The organism is Streptomyces sp. NPDC057543 (genome assembly GCF_042801895.1).
Taxonomy (GTDB): Bacteria; Actinomycetota; Actinomycetes; order Streptomycetales; family Streptomycetaceae; genus Streptomyces.
On sequence record NZ_JBHVFF010000060.1, the window covers coordinates 16387 to 33629 of the forward strand.

Sequence of the window (17243 nt, forward strand, 5' to 3'; positions counted from 1 at the left end):
CCGCATAAGGGAGTTGCCTCCGAGCCGAGTCCGGAGCAAGACCCATGGCCATGACTTGGACCACTGGGCCACTGTCCGACCCCGACCGGCCTCGCTCGCCTCCTGCTCGACCGCTTCCCCGGGTGCACCGTCGGCCGCACCCGGGAAAGCGCCCGAAAGGTGCCTGCCGGGGGAAGGCACCTCCAGCAGCCGTCGCCGCGCAGGGTGCATGGAACCGTGATGGGCCATGTCGCGGGCCGCCGGCCCCGGACGCCGTGCCCGGCGACCACGCTCATGGCCTCGATGGCGAGGTACTCGGTGTGCGCGGACTGCTCGCGCACCGCTCACTTGCAGAGGCCGGAGGCTGCCGCACCACCCCTGCCGCTGTTCGGCAGGGACGACTGGTCGGATCCAAGTCCTCTACAGGGGCGCCCATCGCGGCCGTCCGGAGCAATCGATGCCGAGGTCCGTCATGCGTGGACGGTCGGCGAACAGAACGGTTCCGCGCTCCCCCGGAGAGGGATGGGCGGCCCACCGGTTCGGTTACTCAAGTGACCCATACAAATCGAATATGAGACAAGCATCCTGACTGGCAGTCACCTGAAAGGCCGAGCGTACGAGGGCGGATCGACCGGTACGCCGGAGGAACCCGAATCCGCCGCCCCTCCCACCACGCGCCCCCCAGGAACCAACACGCACACGCCTGCGCATCACCTCTCGACTCCTGGACATCGACAACGCCCTCATACCGTCCCCGTCAACAGACGGCACCACCCCGTCCACCTACGTCCACCACACCGCCCTGCCCACCGGCCGGCACCCGACGCCCCGTCCCCCATCCGGCTCGCCCCCCCTGCCACGGCCCGTTGGCTCACCGACCTCCCGGCCGGCGGACTCGTTTCCCCCGTGCGGTGCGCAAAGCCGGGGTACGCGAATGGGCCCGCCGCCAAAGCGCGGCGGACTCCACGCACAGCACCAAGGCCGCCCTACCCGCTCCACCGCAGGTGCGCGGGTGCCGCCGCGCGGGGCTGTGGTCGAGGTGGCGGCGGAGCCGGTCGGAGCCCGCTTCCGCGTCACGGCCGCCGGCCGGCTCGCCGCGACGGGCGCGGTCACGCTGTTGAGGCCATGATCGGGCCACATGGGGACAGTCGGAGCGAGCGCGTGGAGGAACGATCGTGGGCACGAACGGACAGGGGGACATGGAACGGTTGCACTGCCTGGTCACCGGAGCGTCCGGGTACATCGGCGGGCGTCTGGTACCGGAACTGCTGCGAGCGGGCCACCGGGTGCGGTGTCTGGCCCGCTCCCCCCGCAAACTGCGTGACCACCCCTGGGCGGGGGACGCCGAGACGGTCCAGGGCGACGTGACGGACTCGGACTCGGTCGCCGCGGCCATGCGCGGGATCGACGTCGCGTACTACCTGGTGCACGCCCTCGGCACCGGCTCCACGTTCGAAGAGACCGACCGCCGTGGGGCCCGTGTCTTCGCCGAGCAAGCGCACTCCGCCGGGGTGCGACGGATCGTCTACCTGGGCGGCCTCACGCCACCGGACGTACCCGAAGGGGCGCTCTCCCCGCATCTGCGCTCCCGGGCCGAGGTCGGGCGAATCCTCCTCGACGCACCGGTGCCCGCCACCGTGCTGCGGGCAGCGGTCGTCATCGGCTCGGGATCGGCCTCCTTCGAGATGCTGCGCTATCTGACCGAGCGGCTGCCGGTCATGGTCACCCCCAGCTGGGTGCACACCCGGACCCAGCCCATCGGGGTACGCGATGTCCTGCGCTACCTCGTCGGCTCGGCCACCATGCCGGACGACGTCGACCGGGCATTCGACATCGGCGGGCCCGATATCCTCACGTACCGGGAGATGATGTGCCGCTATGCCGCCGTCGCCGGACTGCCTCGGCGGCTCATCGTGCCGGTACCGGTCCTCACGCCGTGGCTGTCCAGCCACTGGGTCGGCCTCGTCACCCCGGTGCCCGCCTCCCTGGCCCGGCCGTTGACGGAGTCACTGCGTCACGAGGTCGTCTGCCAAGAGCACGACATCGCCCGGTACGTGCCCGACCTTCCGGGCCGGCCGCTGCCGTTCGACGAGGCGTTGGCCCTGGCACTGCGACGGGTGCGTGAGGCCCAGGTCGCCACCCGCTGGTCGTCCGCCGCCGTACCGGGGACGCCCAGCGATCCGCTGCCCACTGACCCGGACTGGGCCGGAGGCAGCCTCTACCAGGACGAACGGCAGCTGTCGGTCGACGCGTCCCGAAAGGCCCTGTGGAAGGTGATCGAGGGGATCGGCGGCGACAACGGCTGGTACTCCTTTCCGCTCGCCTGGGCGGTCAGGGGATGGCTGGACCGGTTCGTCGGTGGCGTCGGGCTGCGCCGCGGGCGACGCGACGCCGAACGCCTGCGGGTCGGAGACTCGCTGGACTTCTGGCGGGTCGAGGAGATCGAGCCCGGACGGCTGCTGCGGCTGCGCGCGGAGATGCGGCTGCCGGGCCTCGCGTGGCTGGAGATGTACGCCGAGACCGATTCCGAGGGCCGTACCCGCTACCGGCAGCGGGCGCTGTTCCACCCACGCGGTCTGCTGGGCCACGCCTACTGGTGGTCCGTCTCCCCTTTCCACGCCGTGGTCTTCGGCGGCATGGCCCGCAACATCACCCAAGCCGCCGCCAAGGGGATGAGCGCGCACGGAGCCCCGTCGCGCGCCGACCGCGCCCAAAAACCCCGCCCCGGGCGACGATTCGGCCAGTAGCTGCCCATCAGCACCGCCTCATGACACCAGGAGTGACGCCATGACCGTCGCGGTCGTCCTGTTCACCTCGGATCTGCGTCTGCACGACCATCCCCCACTGCGTGCCGCACTCGCGGCGGCAGACGAGGTGGTGCCGCTGTTCGTACGCGATCCGGGTGTCCACGCGGCCGGCTTCGACGCGCCCAACCGCAACGCCTTCCTCGCGGAGTGCCTGACCGACCTCGACGCCTCGCTGCGCCGGCGCAGCGGCCGGCTGGTGGTGCGCACGGGGCCGGTCGTCCGGGAGGTCTGCGCGCTCGCCGCGGAGTGCCGAGTCTCCGAGGTGCACATGGCCGCCGGCGTCACCGGATACGCCCAGCGCCGGGAGGAGCGACTGCGTGACGGTCTCGGCGATCAGGGCGTGGCACTGCGCGTGCACGACAGCGTGGTCACCGCCGTCGGCGCGGGGACGGTGACTCCGGCCGGCTCCGACCACTACGCCGTGTTCACCCCCTACTTCCGCCGCTGGTCACAGGAGCGACTGAGGGACCCCTGCCCGGCGCCACGCACCGTGCTCGTTCCCGACGCGGTGCACAGCGAGCCGTTGCCGTCCCGCGATGGGCTGTCGGGTGTCTCCCCGGACCTTCCGGCCGGAGGGGAGACGCGGGGGCGTGAGCGGTTCGCCCGGTGGGCGCGCAAGGATCTGTCCGGGTACGAGGAGCGCCACGACGACCTGGCGGGCGACGCGACCTCACGGCTGTCACCGTACCTGCACTTCGGGGCCCTCTCGCCGGTGGAGCTCATCCAGCGGGCCCGCGCGCACGGCGGGCCCGGGGCGGACGCTTTCGTGCGCCAGCTGTGCTGGCGCGACTTCCACCACCAGGTACTGGCGGCACACCCGGCCGCATCCGTCGAGGACTACCGCACGCGACACGACCGGTGGCGCACCGCGGACGAGGCAGCCGAAGACATCGCCGCGTGGCGTGAGGGCCGCACCGGATACCCGGTCGTCGACGCGGCGATGCGCCAACTCCGGCACGAAGGCTGGATGCACAACCGCGCGCGCCTGCTGGTGGCCAGCTTCCTGGCCAAGACCCTCTACGTGGACTGGCGGATCGGTGCCCGGCACTTCCTCGACCTGCTCGTGGACGGTGACATCGCCAACAATCAGCTCAACTGGCAGTGGGTCGCCGGAACCGGCACCGATACCCGTCCCCACCGCGTGCTCAACCCGGTCGTCCAGGGCAAACGCTTCGACCCGCAAGGAGCGTACGTACGCCGATGGGTGCCGGAACTGCGGGACGTGGCGAGCAACCGCATCCATGAACCGTGGCGGCTGCCCGAGCGTGAACGGGCACACCTGGACTATCCGGAGCCGCTGATCGACCTCGCGGACGGCCTGGCACGGTTCAAGCACGCCCGCGGCCGGGGCTGACAGCAGGCCACACAGCACCGACGTCGACCACGGGGCGATTCATCTCTCTCGCGAGCGAGATATTGTGTTCGAGGCCGGGTTGCTGACGCGTGAGCGCCGCATGCCCGGAGATCTCGCACGCATGGAGGATTGCCGTGGCCCTGCCCGCTCTGTCACCACCCGCCTCGCCTGCGGCTCCTCCGCGGCGCCGCAGGTCTCCCGGCCGTGCTGTGGTCGGGTGGCTGACGAGCACGGACCACAAGCGGATCGGGACGCTCTACCTGGTCACCTCCTTCGCGTTCTTCTGCATCGGCGGCCTCATGGCGCTACTGATGCGCGCCGAGCTGGCCCGTCCAGGTACGCAGCTGATGTCGAACGAGCAGTTCAACCAGGCCTTCACGATGCACGGCACCGTGATGCTCTTCATGTTCGCGACGCCGGTCTTCTCCGGCTTCGCGAACTGGATCATGCCGCTGCAGATCGGCGCGCCGGACGTGGCCTTCCCGCGGCTGAACATGTTCGCCTACTGGCTCTACCTGTTCGGTTCACTGATCGCCCTCGGTGGATTTCTCACCCCGCAGGGTGCGGCGAGCTTCGGCTGGTTCGCCTACAGCCCGCTCTCGGACATGAGCTACTCGCCGGGCGTCGGCAGCGACCTGTGGATCACGGGGCTGGCGTTGCAGGGCTTCGGCACCATCCTGGGCTCCGTCAACTTCATCACCACCATCATCTGCATGCGGGCCCCCGGCATGACCATGTTCCGCATGCCGATCTTCACCTGGAACGTGTTGCTCACGAGCGTGCTGGTCCTGCTGGCCTTCCCGGTCCTGGCCGCCGCGCTGTTGGCGCTGGAGTTCGACCGGAAGTTCGGCGCTCACATCTTCGACCCCGCCCACGGCGGGGCGCTGTTGTGGCAGCACCTCTTCTGGTTCTTCGGCCACCCCGAGGTCTACATCCTCACCCTGCCGTTCTTCGGCATCGTCTCGGAGGTCGTCCCGGTCTTCTCCCGCAAGCCGATGTTCGGCTACATGGGCCTGATCAGCGCCACCATCGCCATCGCCGGCCTCTCGGTCACCGTGTGGGCGCACCACATGTACGCCACCGGCGGTGTGCTGCTGCCCTTCTTCTCGTTCATGACGATGCTGATCGCGGTCCCGACCGGGGTGAAGTTCTTCAACTGGATCGGCACCATGTGGAAGGGCTCGCTGTCCTTCGAGACCCCGATGCTGTGGTCCCTGGGCTTCATGGTCACCTTCCTCTTCGGCGGCCTGACCGGCGTGATCCTGGCCTCACCTCCACTCGACTTCCATGTCACGGACTCGTACTTCGTGGTCGCGCACTTCCACTACGTGGTCTTCGGCACCGTGGTGTTCGCGATGTTCGCCGGATTCCACTTCTGGTGGCCCAAGTTCACCGGCAAAATGCTCGACGAGCGCCTCGGAAAAATAACCTTCTGGACGCTGTTCACCGGCTTCCACAGCACCTTCCTCGTCCAGCACTGGCTGGGCGCCGAGGGCATGCCGCGCCGGTACGCCGACTATCTCGCGGCCGACGGCTTCACCACGCTGAACACCGTCTCGACCATCGGCTCGTTCCTGCTCGGTCTGTCGATCCTGCCGTTCTTCTACAACATCTGGAAAACCGCCAGGTACGGCAGGCCGGTCGGCGTCGACGACCCGTGGGGCTGGGGCCGTTCACTCGAGTGGGCGACCTCCTGCCCGCCGCCACGGCACAACTTCGCGGCGCTGCCGCGGATCCGCAGCGACTCGCCCGCCTTCGACCTCCACCACCCCGGCATCACCGTCCGCGAGGAAGCCGAGGACAAGCGGACGGCCACCAGCGGCCGGGGCTGATCCGGGCCCCCGCCGCCCGCTCCATCACACGCTCAGGAGTCGTCCATGGACGCCAGTTACGAAGCAGCCCTCGGGCTGCACCAGATCGAGGGATTCCTCTACTGGGAGGCCAGTCGCCACGAGGCACACTGCAGGGCCCGGGACTTCGCCCGGGAGTTGCCCGGACTCACCACCGACCAGCGCCTCGTGATCGAGGAGGCCTACGCCCGGAGGGAGATGGAGAACGCGCGCCAGGTCACCCAGCACATCGCGGAACGTATCGGCCAGGTCGAGGCTCAGTACACGGCGCGCCATCGCCGTTTCGCCCGGGACACGGCCGTCACCATGGGGGTCATCACGATGGCGCTGATCGGCCTGTGCATCGCGGTGATCCTGGGGACGGCGGCCGGCACTTCCTGATGCCGCCCGTCCGCGGTCAGCGGGTGTCCTGCTCGAGGGAGACCAGAAGCTTGCGCAGGGCGTCCGCGATCGCGGCGCGTTCACCTGGTTCCAGGACGGACAGGACATCTTGTTCCAGGCCGAAGTGGCGTCTCACCGCGTGATCAAAACTCGCCCGCCCCTCCTCCGTCAGACCCACCAGAGTGCTTCTGCCATCGACGGGAGAGGGGCCGCGCTCGATCCACCCCTCCCGCTCGAGCCGGTTGAGCCGTCCGGTCAGACCGGCCGAGGACACCACGAGCGCCCGGCGCAACTGACCTGGAGTCAGTGCATAGGGAGGACCGCTGCGACGCAGCGCCTGAAGCAGGTCGAAGTCGCCGACATTCGCAATGGGCAACCCGCCCGAGCGGCGCAGCCGAGTCGCGAACAGCTCTTCCAGAAGCCGGGCCGCGCGCAGCAGGCGTGCCACCACCTCGCTGGACGACACGTCGAGCTCGGGCCACTCGCTCCGCCATTCGGCCAGCATCGCGTCCACGCTGTCGCCGTCACTCGCGGTCCTGGTTTCCTCGTCGTCGCCCATCGCGGGAACAGGATATCGGCACGATGGCCGAGGGCCGTCCGCCACCGAGACGTGCCGCCCACGACGCTGTCGCCCCACTGCTCCACGGTGACCTGTCCCGGCACAGCCCGCACCGGCTCAGTGGTCAGTACTGGTAGCGGGCAGCGAGGATCACGATCTCCCTGTCCGTGACCAGGTGGACGAGGCGATGCTCGTCGTCGATCCGCCTCGACCACGCCCCGGGCAAGCGGTACTTGAGGGGCTCGGGCTTCCCGATCCCCGTGCCGGGGTCACGTTCGACGTCCTCGATGAGCTTGTTGATTCGAGCGAGCATCTTGCGGTCGCTCTTGAGCCAGGACGTGTAGCCCTCCCAGCCCTGATCCTCGAGAACAAGCCTCACACAGCACCCGCGGCAGGGTCCACCGCGCCCGGATCGATCAGCTCGCGCTCCGACACGTTGATGTTGCCCAGGGCGTTCTCGTATGCCTTGAGCAGATCATCCCAGCACCGTCCCAGCACGGGATTCACAACAAAGTACGCGAGGGACCAGGACCGCCAACGCTACACAACGGCCGGCAAGGGGCCGAGGCCCGAGGGACTTCTCGGCAACGTCTATTCAGCCTGCTCGCGCTCCCCAACTCCGTTGCCACGCCGGCCAGCCGCCACTCATAGCGGCCAAGCGGTCAGCAAATCGCCGGGGCCGTAGGTGGCATCGAGCCCCGGACAGTCGACTCCGCTGCGCGAGACCGCCACGACGGGAACAGGTTCGTCGGTGAGAGCGGCCCGGTGTCGATGGAGAGCGGCCAAGTCGTGCCCGTCGAAGGGCGACTGCTCCAGCCACTTGATGGAGCCGACGAAGAGCAGTTCCTTGGCGATGGGGGCGCGGTCCGCCCCGACGATGTCGATCTCGACGTCATTGGTGCGGGTCCAGTAGCCGCCCACTGCGGGGGCCGCGGGCAGCCGGTCGTCGGGCAGTATCCGCGCCAGGGCCTCGCGGACGAGGGGCTCGACGGCCCGGCCGCGCCAGCTTGTCCAGTTCTCCCGGATGCGCGCCAGGGTCAGATCGCCCCGCCCTCGCTCGATCTCGTCCATGGACGGGCCGAGCAGATGCAGCCAGAAGCGCAGGTAGGGATCTGTCACCCGGTAGCGGCGATCCTTCGACGGACGCAGCGATACAGGCAGCTCCCCAGCGACGATCCGTTTGTCCGTAAGCAGCTCAAGAGCTCGCTGCAGCGGTGTGGCCCCAATCCCGCCGGCTGCACGGGCGATGTTGGTGAAGGTCCGCTCGCCACTTCCGATAGCCGCTAGCACCGTGCGCGCCTGGGCCTGCGGGGGGAATTCGGCAGCCAGCGAGCGCTCGGCCGACACCAGCAGGGCCGAGACCGGATCACTCATCGCCTCGCCGAGGAAGTCCCACAGCCCTGCGCCGCGCGGCCACTCCGCGCAGATCAGCGGCAGCCCGCCGGTAACCAGTGCAGCGTCGAGGGCTTCCGCCGGATCCAGCCCAAGCATCTGCCCCACCTCGGCGGGGTTGAGCGGTCCCAGCACCATCTCCCGGCCACGCTGATGGAAGGGTCGTCCGTAGCTGTTCAGTGCCTCCATCATTGACAGATCGGAGCCAATGAGGACCAACAGCACCGGCTTGGTCTCCAGCACCCGGTCCCAGGCCCGCTGCAGCATCCCCTCAAAGGCGCCAGCGGTATCCATCAGGTACGGCACTTCATCGATGACCAGCACGCTCGCCCGGTCGGCGGGCAGCGCCGCAGCCAGCACGTCGAACGCGGCATCCCAGCTCTCCGGCCGCGCGGCGGCCACCAGCCCCGCCAACGGCAGCGTCGATGCTTGGGCGTCTCGGGCCAGCCGTGCCAGATCATCCCTGGGTGCGGCACCAGTCGCCGCATAGAACAGGAACGGGGCTCCGGAGCGCTCCGCAAACCGCTCGACCAGGCGCGACTTGCCCACTCGGCGCCGCCCGCGCAACATCACACACCGACCTGGCCGCTCCCCTCCAACCCCTGCCGCTACCTTCTGCAGCTCTCGCTCAAGCGTCGCCAGCTCCTGCCTACGGCCTACGAAATCAACCACGTCAGCCGACCTCCACGCATGACACTAACGATGAAGTTACCAACATAGATGTTAGTAGAAGTCCCAGCGCGATCCCAGCACGGTAGGGATGACCAGGGGTGATGACAGGTGACGAGGGGTCAGCTATCCCGGCACGGGAAAAACCAAGGGCCCGACTCCGAAGAGTCGGACCCCTCCTGAACTGCACGTTTGCCAGATCAGCAACGTGGCGCTACGTCAGCCGCTACACATTGAAGCGGAACTCCACCACGTCGCCGTCCTGCATCACGTAGTCCTTGCCCTCCATGCGGGCCTTGCCCTTGGCGCGGGCCTCGACGACCGAGCCTGTTTCGACCAGGTCCTCGAAGGAGACGATCTCCGCCTTGATGAAGCCCTTCTGGAAGTCGGTGTGGATGACACCGGCCGCCTCGGGGGCCGTGGCGCCCTTCTTGATCGTCCAGGCTCGGGCTTCCTTCGGGCCTGCGGTGAGGTAGGTCTGCAGGCCCAGGGTGTCGAAGCCGACGCGGCCGAGGGTGGCGAGGCCGGGCTCTTCCTGGCCCATGGACTGGAGGAGTTCGAGGGCCTCGTCGTCGTCGAGCTCGATCAGCTCGGACTCGATCTTGGCGTTGAGGAAGATCGCCTCGGCGGGGGCGACCAGGGAGCGCTGCTCGTTCTTGAAGTCCTCGTCGACCAGCTCGTCCTCGTCGACGTTGAAGACGTAGAGGAAGGGCTTGGTGGTGAGGAGGTGAAGCTCGTGGAGGAGCTTGCCCTTCTCCGTGCCCGCGGTGATGCCTGCGGAGAAGAGGGTCTGGCCGGACTCGAGGATCTTCTGGGCCTCCTCGACCGCGGCGAGGACCGCGACCTTCTCCTTCTGGAGGCGGGACTCCTTCGTGAGGCGCGGGACGGCCTTCTCGACGGACTGGAGGTCGGCGAGGATCAGCTCGGTGTTGATCGTCTCGATGTCGTCCTTGGGCGAGACCTTGCCGTCGACGTGGACGACGTTCTCGTCCTTGAAGGCGCGGATGACCTGGCAGATCGCGTCGGACTCGCGGATGTTCGCGAGGAACTTGTTGCCCAGGCCCTCACCCTCCGAAGCGCCTCGCACGATGCCGGCGATGTCGACGAAGTCGACCGTCGCGGGGAGCAGGCGCTGCGAGCCGAAGATCTCCGCCAGCTTGTTCAGGCGGGCGTCCGGAACGCCGACGACGCCCACGTTCGGCTCGATCGTGGCGAACGGGTAGTTGGCCGCCAGCACGTCGTTCTTGGTCAGGGCGTTGAACAGGGTCGACTTGCCGACATTCGGCAGGCCGACGATTCCGATCGTGAGCGACACGTTGGCGACTTCCTGAGGAGTGAGGAGGAGGGTGGAGAGGGGGAGAGGGGGTGGAACGCGTCGGCCCCAGGGGGCCGATTCTCCAGTTTACGGGCGGGCGCAACCGGGTACCCACGGGTCCGCTCGGGCACCGGCTCCGGACACCGCCGCCGGCACCGGTCCCGGCGCCGTTTCGGTCGGCGTTCGGCCGTGTGGCATCGAACTCACCCCCAAGGTCGCACAAAGCGCGTGTCCCACACCCGTTTCCTCCCGCCTTGCGACCTACGTTGTCCCGGTGGAGCAGCACAGGACACGTCCCCCGCAGCGCAGGCAGTCTCAGCAGGCCCCGCTGTCCCCGCAGGGCACCATCGACGAAGCCGCCGCCGTCTGTCGGGTGATGGACGCGAAGCCGGAGGGCGGCCGGTCCCGGCCGGTGCCGCCTGCCGTTCTGGCGCTGCGCAGGCTGCCGAATCCCCGGCTGACGGGCATCGGTGCGGGGCTCTTCGCCACCGCCTCCATGTTCGTACTGGCGTGCCTCGACGAGCTGCTGCTCGACGGTTCGTCGGCCGTGTTCGGTGTGCTGTTCCTGCCGGTCAGCGCATTGACCGCGCTGTGGGTGCGGCCTGCGGACCTGGTCACCGCCCCGATCATCGTGCCGATCGCGTTCGCCGTCGGGGTCATTCCGATCTCCGGCGGCCCCAGTGGATTCGCCGGTCAGACCATGGCGCTCGTCACCGCGCTCGCCGTACACGCCGGGTGGCTGTACGGCGGAACGCTCATCGCCGGGCTCATCACGACCGTGCGGAAGGTACGGCTGATGCGGCAGCGGCAACGTCAGCGCCGGATGCTGCTCGCCGCGCAGACGGCCCGGACCGCGCAGCCGCCCCGTCGCCCCCAGCGCTGAGCGGGGGCCGGGACGGGCCACACCGTCCTACGCCTTGTCCGCCGCCGCCATCGCCGCTCCCACGATGCCGGCGTTGTTCTGCAGCTCCGCAGGCACCATCTCGGCCCTTACGTGTTCGATCAGCGGCAGGAACTTGTCGGCCTTGCGGCTGACTCCGCCACCGATGATGAAGAGTTCGGGCGAGAACAGCATCTCCACGTGGGCCAGGTACTTCTGCAGCCGGTGCGCCCAGTGGTGCCAGCTCAGCTCCTCGTCCTCCTTGGCCTTGGTGGAGGCGTGCTTCTCGGCGTCGTGGCCGTTCAGCTCCAGGTGGCCCAGCTCGGTATTGGGGACGAGCTTGCCGTCGATGAAGAGGGCGCTGCCGATCCCCGTACCGAGCGTCAGCACGATGACCGTCCCCTTGCGGCCGCGGCCCGCGCCGAACGTCATCTCCGCGATGCCGGCCGCGTCGGCGTCGTTCAGAACGGTGACGGGGAGGCCGAGCCTGTCGCCGAGCAGTCCGCGGGCGTCGGTGTCGATCCAGCCCTCGTCGACATTGGCCGCGGTACGGGTGCAACCACTGGTGACGACGCCCGGGAAGGTGATGCCCACCGGACCCGACCAGTCGAAATGACCGACCACCTCGGCCACGCAACCGGCCACGTCCTGGGGCGTGGCCGGGTGCGGTGTCAGTACTTTGTGGCGCTCCTGCGCCAGGTCTCCGCGGTCCAGGTCAACGGGAGCGCCCTTGATCCCGGTTCCGCCGATGTCCACGCCGAAGATCTGCATGCAATCCACGGTACGGGCACCCGGCCCGGCCCACTTCCCGGAGCGGGAGACCATCGGCGCGAAGCCGTCACTCCCCCGCGAGTGCCGCGGCCTCGGCGCGCAGATCGCGGCGGAGCTCCTTGGGAAGCGAGAACGTGATGGACTCCTCGGCCGCCTTCACGATCTCCACGTCCTCGAAACCGCGCTCCGAGAGCCATGCCAGGACGCCGTCGACCAGGATCTCGGGAACGGACGCGCCCGAGGTGACACCGACCGTCGAGACACCCTCCAGCCAGGCCTCGTCGATCTCGTCCGCGAAGTCGACCAAATGGGCGTCATCGGCGCCGGCGCCGAGGGCGACCTCGACCAGGCGGACCGAGTTGGAGGAGTTCTTGGAGCCGACGACGATCACGAGGTCGGCGTCCGCGCCCATCTGCTTCACCGCGATCTGGCGGTTCTGCGTGGCGTAGCAGATGTCGTCGCTGGGCGGCGAGATCAGGAGCGGGAACTTCTCCTTGAGCGCACCGACCGTCTCCATCGTCTCGTCGACGGAGAGCGTGGTCTGGGAGAGCCAGACGACCTTCGACGGGTCGCGCACCTCGACAGCCGCGACGTCCTCGGGACCGTCGACCAGCGTGATGTGCTCGGGGGCCTCGCCCGAGGTGCCGATGACCTCCTCGTGGCCCTCGTGGCCGATCAGGAGGATGTCGAAGTCCTCCTGCGCGAAGCGGACGGCTTCCTTGTGGACCTTGGTGACCAGGGGGCACGTCGCGTCGATCGTGGCGAGCTTGCGCTCGGCCGCCTCCTCGTGCACGGTCGGCGCCACGCCGTGCGCGGAGAACATCACGATCGAGCCCTCGGGCACCTCCGCCGTGTCCTCGACGAAGATCGCGCCCTTTTTCTCCAGGGTCTGTACGACGTACTTGTTGTGGACGATCTCGTGGCGTACGTAGACCGGGGAGCCGTACTGCTCCAGGGCCTTCTCCACGGCGATCACGGCACGGTCCACGCCCGCGCAGTAGCCACGGGGAGCGGCGAGCAGGACGCGGCGGGGTGTCGTAGCAGTCATGCGCCCCATCGTAAGGCCGCGTCGGACGGGCGGAAGATCCACGGGGTCGCGAGACTGATCCGTACGCGATCGACGGAGGGCTCATGGCGGGGACCGGCAGCGGCGACGGAGGAAGCGGCGGGGGCACGGAGGTGCGGGGTGCGCATCAGGAGACGGGCAGGCTGCGGCGGACGCTCGGCTTCCGGGATCTGGTGGTCTACGGGCTCCTCTTCATCGCGCCGATGGCGCCCGTCGGTGTGTTCGGCACGCTCGACGCGAAATCGGGCGGTGCGGTCGCGCTGGTCTATGTCGCGGCGACCGTGGTGATGGCGTTCACGGCCTTCAGTTACGCCCAGATGGTGCGCGTCGCCCCGCTGGCGGGCTCGGTCTTCGCGTACGCGCGCAAGGGGCTCGGGGAGGGACCGGGGTTCATCGCCGGGTGGATGGCGATGCTCGACTATCTGCTGATCCCGGCGGTCGCCTATCTCTTCTCGGGAATCGCGCTGAACGCGCTCGTGCCGTCGGTGTCGCAGTGGGTGTGGACGGCGCTGGCGGTCGTCGTCACCACGCTCCTCAATCTCTGGGGCGTGCGGACCGCGGCCCGGGTCGGGTTCGCGGTGCTCGCGATGGAGATCGTGGTGCTGCTGGTGTTCCTGGTGTCGGCGGTGGTGGTTCTCGTACGGGACGGTGCGCAGCGCGGCTGGCTGACTCCGCTCACGGGCGATTCCGGTTTCTCGCTGTCGGCGGTGCTGGGGGCGGTGTCGGTGGCCGTGCTGTCGTATCTGGGCTTCGACGCGATCGCCTCGTTCGCGGAGGAGGTGACGGGGGGCTCGTCGAAGGTGGCGCGAGCGGTGCTGTTCTGTCTGGTGCTCGCGGGTGTGCTGTTCGTGGCTCAGGGGTATCTGGCGGCACTGCTGGAGCCGATGACATCGGCGGAGCTGGCCGCCGATCCGGCCACGCAGGGCTCGGCGTTCTACTACACGGTGGACACCGCGGTCGGGACCTGGCTGCACGATCTGGTAGCGGTGAGCAAGGCGATCGGGGCGGCCTTCGCGGCGCTGGCCGGGCAGGCCGCCGCCGGGCGGCTGCTGTTCGCGATGGCCAGGGAGCGGCGGCTGCCCGCGCTGCTGTCGAAGGTCGATCCGAGGTCCGGGGTGCCGCGGGTCGCGATCCTGCTGGCCGCGGTGGTGACGCTGGTGGCGGCGGTATGGGCGGCCCGGCGCGCCGACGGTCTCGACCGTTTGGTGTCGGTCGTCGACATCGGTGCGCTGACGGCGTTCGTGCTGCTGCACGCGTCGGTGGTCGGCTGGTTCGCCGTACGCCGGATGGAGGGGCCGCCGAGCTGGTGGCGACACGTGCTGGTGCCGGTGGTGGGTGCGGGCGTACTGATCGCGGTGATCGTGGAGGCGACCGCGAGCGCCCAGGTGGTGGGGGTGTGCTGGCTGGGGGTGGGGCTCGTGGTGCTGGCATTGCAATGGGGGCGACGCACGGCCTGAGGGGTTGTGTGCCGCTGATGAGGAGTGACTGCCGTCGTCGGCGCGGGAGGCGGGATGTGGCTGCCGTCGTCGGCGCGGGAGGCGGGATGTGGCTGCCGTCGTCGGCGCGGGAGGCGGGATGTGGCTGCCGTCGTCGGCGCGGGAGCGGGGAGTGGCTGCCGTCGTCGGCGCGGGAGCGGGGAGTGGCTGCCGTCGTCGGCGCGGGAGCGGGGAGTGGCTGCCGTCGTCGGCGCGGGAGCGGGGAGTGGCTGCCGTCGTCGGCGCGGGAGCGGCTGCTGGGCCGGAGCCGGGAGCCTCCGCTGTCGTCGGCCGCTGATTGTCGGTGAGGGCGGATACGCTCGCTCGCATGGCTCTCCAAACGTCCGCGGAAGCTCCGCTGCCCGTCGGTGATGTGTCGCGGCTCATCGGCGGCTGGATCGACCGGCTCGGGGCGGTCTGGGTCGAGGGGCAGATCACCCAGTTGTCGCGGCGGCCCGGCGCGGGCGTGGTGTTTCTGACGCTGCGCGACCCTTCGCAGGACATCTCGGTGAGCGTGACCTGCTTCCGCCAGGTCTTCGACCGGATCGCGGACGTGGTGACGGAGGGGGCGCGGGTCGTCGTCCTTGCCAAGCCCGAGTGGTACGCGCCGCGCGGCCAGCTGTCCCTGCGGGCCACGGAGATACGGCCGGTCGGCATCGGTGAGCTGCTGGTCCGCCTTGAGCGGCTGAAGAAGTCGCTGGCCTCGGAGGGGCTCTTCGCGCTCGACCGGAAGAAGCCGCTGCCGTTCCTGCCGCAGCTGATCGGGCTGGTCTGCGGGCGGGCCTCGGCGGCCGAGCGCGACGTCCTGGAGAACGCGCGGCGGCGGTGGCCCGCGGTGCGGTTCGAGGTACGCAACACCGCGGTGCAGGGGGTGCACGCGGTGAATCAGGTGGTGCAGGCCGTGAAGGAGCTGGACGACCTCGCGGACGTCGACGTGATCGTCGTGGCGCGGGGTGGCGGCAGCGTGGAGGACCTGCTGCCGTTCTCGGACGAGCAGCTGATCCGTACGGTCGCCGCATGCCGTACGCCGGTGGTGTCGGCGATCGGTCATGAGCCCGACTCCCCGCTGCTCGACCTGGTCGCGGACCTGCGCGCCTCCACGCCGACGGACGCCGCGAAGAAGATCGTGCCCGATGTGGGCGAGGAGCTGGACCGGGTGCAGCAGCTGCGGGACCGTGCGCTGCGGACGGTACGGGGACTGCTGGACCGGGAGGAGCGGGGGCTGGCGCACGCGCTGGGCCGGCCGTCGATGGAGCATCCCCTGCGGATGGTGGACGAGCGGGCCTCGGAGATCGACGCGCTGATCGGGCGGGGGCGGCGGGTGCTGGGGCATCTGCTGGACCGGGCGGACTCGGAGCTCGCCCACACCCGGGCGCGGGTGGTCGCGTTGTCCCCCGCGGCGACGCTGGAGCGCGGGTACGCGGTGCTGCAGCGGGCGGACGGCCATGTGGTGCGGGCTCCGGCCGACGCCGGGCCGGTGGGCGATGTCCTGCGGGCGCGGGTATCGGGGGGCGAGTTCGCGGTGCGGGTGAGCGAATGAGCGCGGGTTCGGGGGCGGAAGCCCTCGAGGGTGATGACGGACGAGGCCGAAGGCTCCTCGCGGGGCGGAACGTAGGGTGGAGCGCATGACGGACGACGGGACCACGGCCACTGGTGCCACGGGCACGCTCGGCTACGAGCAGGCCCGTGACGAGCTGATCGAGGTGGTACGCCGCCTGGAAGCGGGCGGTACGACGCTGGAGGAGTCCCTCGCGCTGTGGGAGCGGGGTGAGGAGTTGGCGAAGGTGTGCCGGCTTTGGCTCGAAGGCGCGCGCGCACGGCTGGACGCGGCCCTGGCGGGGCCTGCGGAGAACGGCGGCGAACCGGCAGCCGGCAACGACAGCGGCAACGGTAACGGCTGAGACAGCCCTGGACGGGCCCGGCCGGAACCGGGTGCCCGCGGCGGCGGTCCGGGCGGGGCGGATACGCATCGCCTCGACAAGGGCCCGCCGTGGGCCGCCCTGTGGAACGGATCACTCCGCCCTCGTTTTAGTTGAAAGTTAACCTACCTCTCCGTTACGTTGCTCGACGTTGCTTGATCCCCCTGCACGTCCGGAAGGTAATACGCACCATGTCGCTCGTTCTTGACCCCGCCGCCCAGGACCTCCTCTTCCGCGAGGCCCGCACCGCCAACACCTTCACCGACGAGCCGGTGACCGAGGAGCAGGTCCAGGCGATCTACGACCTGGTCAAGTACGGCCCCACCGCCTTCAACCAGTCGCCGCTGCGCGTGATCCTGGTCCGCTCCGACGAGGGTCGCGAGCGCCTCGTCAAGCACATGGCCGAAGGCAACCAGCCGAAGACCCGGACCGCCCCGCTCGTCGCCATCCTGGTCGCCGACAACGAGTTCCACGAGGAGCTCCCGGCTCTGCTGCCGCACTTCCCGCAGGCCAAGGACGCGTTCTTCTCCGAGCGCCCGGTCCGCGAGTCGTCCGCCGCGCTCAACGCCGCGCTGCAGGCCGCGTACTTCATCATCGGCGTCCGCGCCGCAGGTCTGGCCGCGGGCCCGATGACCGGCCTCGACGCCGCGGGCATCGAGAAGGAGTTCCTGGACGGCGACCACAAGCTGCTGATGGTCGTCAACATCGGCAAGCCGGGCGAGGACGCCTGGTTCCCGCGCCTGCCGCGTCTCGCCTACGACGAGGTCGTCACGACCGTCTGATCACCCCCCTCTGTACGGATCCGGCCCTGGAGCAGCACGCGTGC

The 17243-nt window shown here is 69.6% G+C and carries 16 protein-coding genes and 1 pseudogene; 10 read left to right on the forward strand and 7 right to left on the reverse strand.

Translation table 11 applies throughout. From position 1 onward, the window contains the following. The first annotated feature begins 1178 nt into the window (after positions 1-1178). From ACFU8Q_RS13250 to ACFU8Q_RS13265, 4 genes are all read left to right on the forward strand, one after another. Positions 1179-2726, forward strand: a complete 1548-nt coding sequence (locus ACFU8Q_RS13250) for an SDR family oxidoreductase (RefSeq protein WP_384452131.1) — start codon at positions 1179-1181, stop codon at positions 2724-2726. Positions 2727-2766: 40 nt separating this feature from the next. Then, complete coding sequence (locus tag ACFU8Q_RS13255) at positions 2767-4140, forward strand: cryptochrome/photolyase family protein (RefSeq protein ID WP_384452080.1); 1374 nt, start codon at positions 2767-2769, stop codon at positions 4138-4140. A 134-nt stretch (positions 4141-4274) separates the two neighbouring features. Continuing rightward, the gene (gene ctaD / locus ACFU8Q_RS13260) at positions 4275-5972 is read left to right on the forward strand and encodes a cytochrome c oxidase subunit I (RefSeq protein ID WP_384452083.1); all 1698 of its coding nucleotides are present in this window, start codon (positions 4275-4277) and stop codon (positions 5970-5972) included. A 45-nt stretch (positions 5973-6017) separates the two neighbouring features. Next, the gene (locus ACFU8Q_RS13265) at positions 6018-6371 is read left to right on the forward strand and encodes a hypothetical protein (RefSeq protein WP_384452086.1); all 354 of its coding nucleotides are present in this window, start codon (positions 6018-6020) and stop codon (positions 6369-6371) included. 16 nt (positions 6372-6387) lie between these two features. Here the strand turns inward: ACFU8Q_RS13265 and ACFU8Q_RS13270 are convergent, their stop codons facing one another. From ACFU8Q_RS13270 to ychF, 5 genes and pseudogenes are all read right to left on the reverse strand, one after another. Further along, positions 6388-6930 carry a MarR family winged helix-turn-helix transcriptional regulator gene (locus ACFU8Q_RS13270; RefSeq protein ID WP_384452089.1) on the reverse strand — a complete coding sequence of 181 codons (543 nt, stop codon included), beginning with the start codon at positions 6928-6930 and terminating at the stop codon, positions 6388-6390. Positions 6931-7054: 124 nt separating this feature from the next. Continuing rightward, positions 7055-7309, reverse strand: coding sequence for a Txe/YoeB family addiction module toxin (locus ACFU8Q_RS13275; RefSeq protein ID WP_384452092.1), 255 nt, complete (start codon positions 7307-7309; stop codon positions 7055-7057). After that, positions 7306-7404 (reverse strand): annotated as a pseudogene (locus ACFU8Q_RS13280) (type II toxin-antitoxin system prevent-host-death family antitoxin); the annotation flags it as partial. The pseudogene ACFU8Q_RS13280 and the gene ACFU8Q_RS13275, both read right to left, overlap by 4 nt. A 171-nt stretch (positions 7405-7575) precedes the next feature. Further along, positions 7576-8994: an ATP-binding protein gene (locus ACFU8Q_RS13285; RefSeq protein ID WP_384452095.1), complete on the reverse strand. Its 1419-nt coding sequence runs from the start codon at positions 8992-8994 to the stop codon at positions 7576-7578. Positions 8995-9217: 223 nt separating this feature from the next. Further along, positions 9218-10306 (reverse strand): redox-regulated ATPase YchF, encoded by a 1089-nt coding sequence (ychF, locus tag ACFU8Q_RS13290; RefSeq protein WP_384452098.1) that lies wholly within the window; start codon positions 10304-10306, stop codon positions 9218-9220. Positions 10307-10580: 274 nt separating this feature from the next. Between ychF and ACFU8Q_RS13295 the strand changes: the two genes are divergently transcribed. After that, positions 10581-11189: a DUF6542 domain-containing protein gene (locus tag ACFU8Q_RS13295; protein ID WP_384452101.1), complete on the forward strand. Its 609-nt coding sequence runs from the start codon at positions 10581-10583 to the stop codon at positions 11187-11189. A gap of 27 nt (positions 11190-11216) precedes the next feature. On the opposite strand, the gene ppgK is transcribed toward ACFU8Q_RS13295, so the two are convergent. Continuing rightward, positions 11217-11957, reverse strand: coding sequence for a polyphosphate--glucose phosphotransferase (gene ppgK / locus ACFU8Q_RS13300; RefSeq protein ID WP_384452104.1), 741 nt, complete (start codon positions 11955-11957; stop codon positions 11217-11219). Positions 11958-12024: 67 nt separating this feature from the next. Beyond that, positions 12025-13014 (reverse strand): 4-hydroxy-3-methylbut-2-enyl diphosphate reductase, encoded by a 990-nt coding sequence (locus tag ACFU8Q_RS13305; protein WP_384452107.1) that lies wholly within the window; start codon positions 13012-13014, stop codon positions 12025-12027. Between the two features lie 74 nt (positions 13015-13088). On the opposite strand from ACFU8Q_RS13305, the gene ACFU8Q_RS13310 reads away from it, so the two are divergent. From ACFU8Q_RS13310 to ACFU8Q_RS13330, 5 genes are all read left to right on the forward strand, one after another. After that, positions 13089-14480 carry an APC family permease gene (locus ACFU8Q_RS13310; protein WP_384452110.1) on the forward strand — a complete coding sequence of 464 codons (1392 nt, stop codon included), beginning with the start codon at positions 13089-13091 and terminating at the stop codon, positions 14478-14480. Positions 14481-14568: 88 nt separating this feature from the next. Further along, entirely contained in the window at positions 14569-14796 is a 228-nt protein-coding gene (locus ACFU8Q_RS13315; protein ID WP_384452113.1) for a hypothetical protein, read from the forward strand. Positions 14797-14826: 30 nt separating this feature from the next. After that, complete coding sequence (gene xseA, locus ACFU8Q_RS13320) at positions 14827-16038, forward strand: exodeoxyribonuclease VII large subunit (RefSeq protein ID WP_384452116.1); 1212 nt, start codon at positions 14827-14829, stop codon at positions 16036-16038. A gap of 85 nt (positions 16039-16123) precedes the next feature. Next, positions 16124-16399, forward strand: coding sequence for an exodeoxyribonuclease VII small subunit (locus ACFU8Q_RS13325; protein ID WP_384452119.1), 276 nt, complete (start codon positions 16124-16126; stop codon positions 16397-16399). A 209-nt stretch (positions 16400-16608) separates the two neighbouring features. Continuing rightward, positions 16609-17199, forward strand: coding sequence for a malonic semialdehyde reductase (locus ACFU8Q_RS13330; protein WP_384452122.1), 591 nt, complete (start codon positions 16609-16611; stop codon positions 17197-17199). Positions 17200-17243: the final 44 nt, after the last annotated feature.

Excerpts from the sequence above, each read along its gene's own strand:
- ACFU8Q_RS13250 (WP_384452131.1), top strand. The coding sequence starts at position 1,179 with ATGGAACGGTTGCACTGCCTGGTCACCGGAGCGTCCGGGTACATCGGC.
- ACFU8Q_RS13310 (WP_384452110.1), top strand. The coding sequence starts at position 13,089 with ATGGCGGGGACCGGCAGCGGCGACGGAGGAAGCGGCGGGGGCACGGAG.
- ACFU8Q_RS13330 (WP_384452122.1), top strand. The coding sequence starts at position 16,609 with ATGTCGCTCGTTCTTGACCCCGCCGCCCAGGACCTCCTCTTCCGCGAG.
- ACFU8Q_RS13325 (WP_384452119.1), top strand. The coding sequence starts at position 16,124 with ATGACGGACGACGGGACCACGGCCACTGGTGCCACGGGCACGCTCGGC.
- xseA (WP_384452116.1), top strand. The coding sequence starts at position 14,827 with ATGGCTCTCCAAACGTCCGCGGAAGCTCCGCTGCCCGTCGGTGATGTG.
- ACFU8Q_RS13305 (WP_384452107.1), bottom strand. The coding sequence starts at position 13,014 with ATGGGGCGCATGACTGCTACGACACCCCGCCGCGTCCTGCTCGCCGCT.
- ppgK (WP_384452104.1), bottom strand. The coding sequence starts at position 11,957 with ATGCAGATCTTCGGCGTGGACATCGGCGGAACCGGGATCAAGGGCGCT.
- ACFU8Q_RS13270 (WP_384452089.1), bottom strand. The coding sequence starts at position 6,930 with ATGGGCGACGACGAGGAAACCAGGACCGCGAGTGACGGCGACAGCGTG.
- ACFU8Q_RS13265 (WP_384452086.1), top strand. The coding sequence starts at position 6,018 with ATGGACGCCAGTTACGAAGCAGCCCTCGGGCTGCACCAGATCGAGGGA.
- ACFU8Q_RS13255 (WP_384452080.1), top strand. The coding sequence starts at position 2,767 with ATGACCGTCGCGGTCGTCCTGTTCACCTCGGATCTGCGTCTGCACGAC.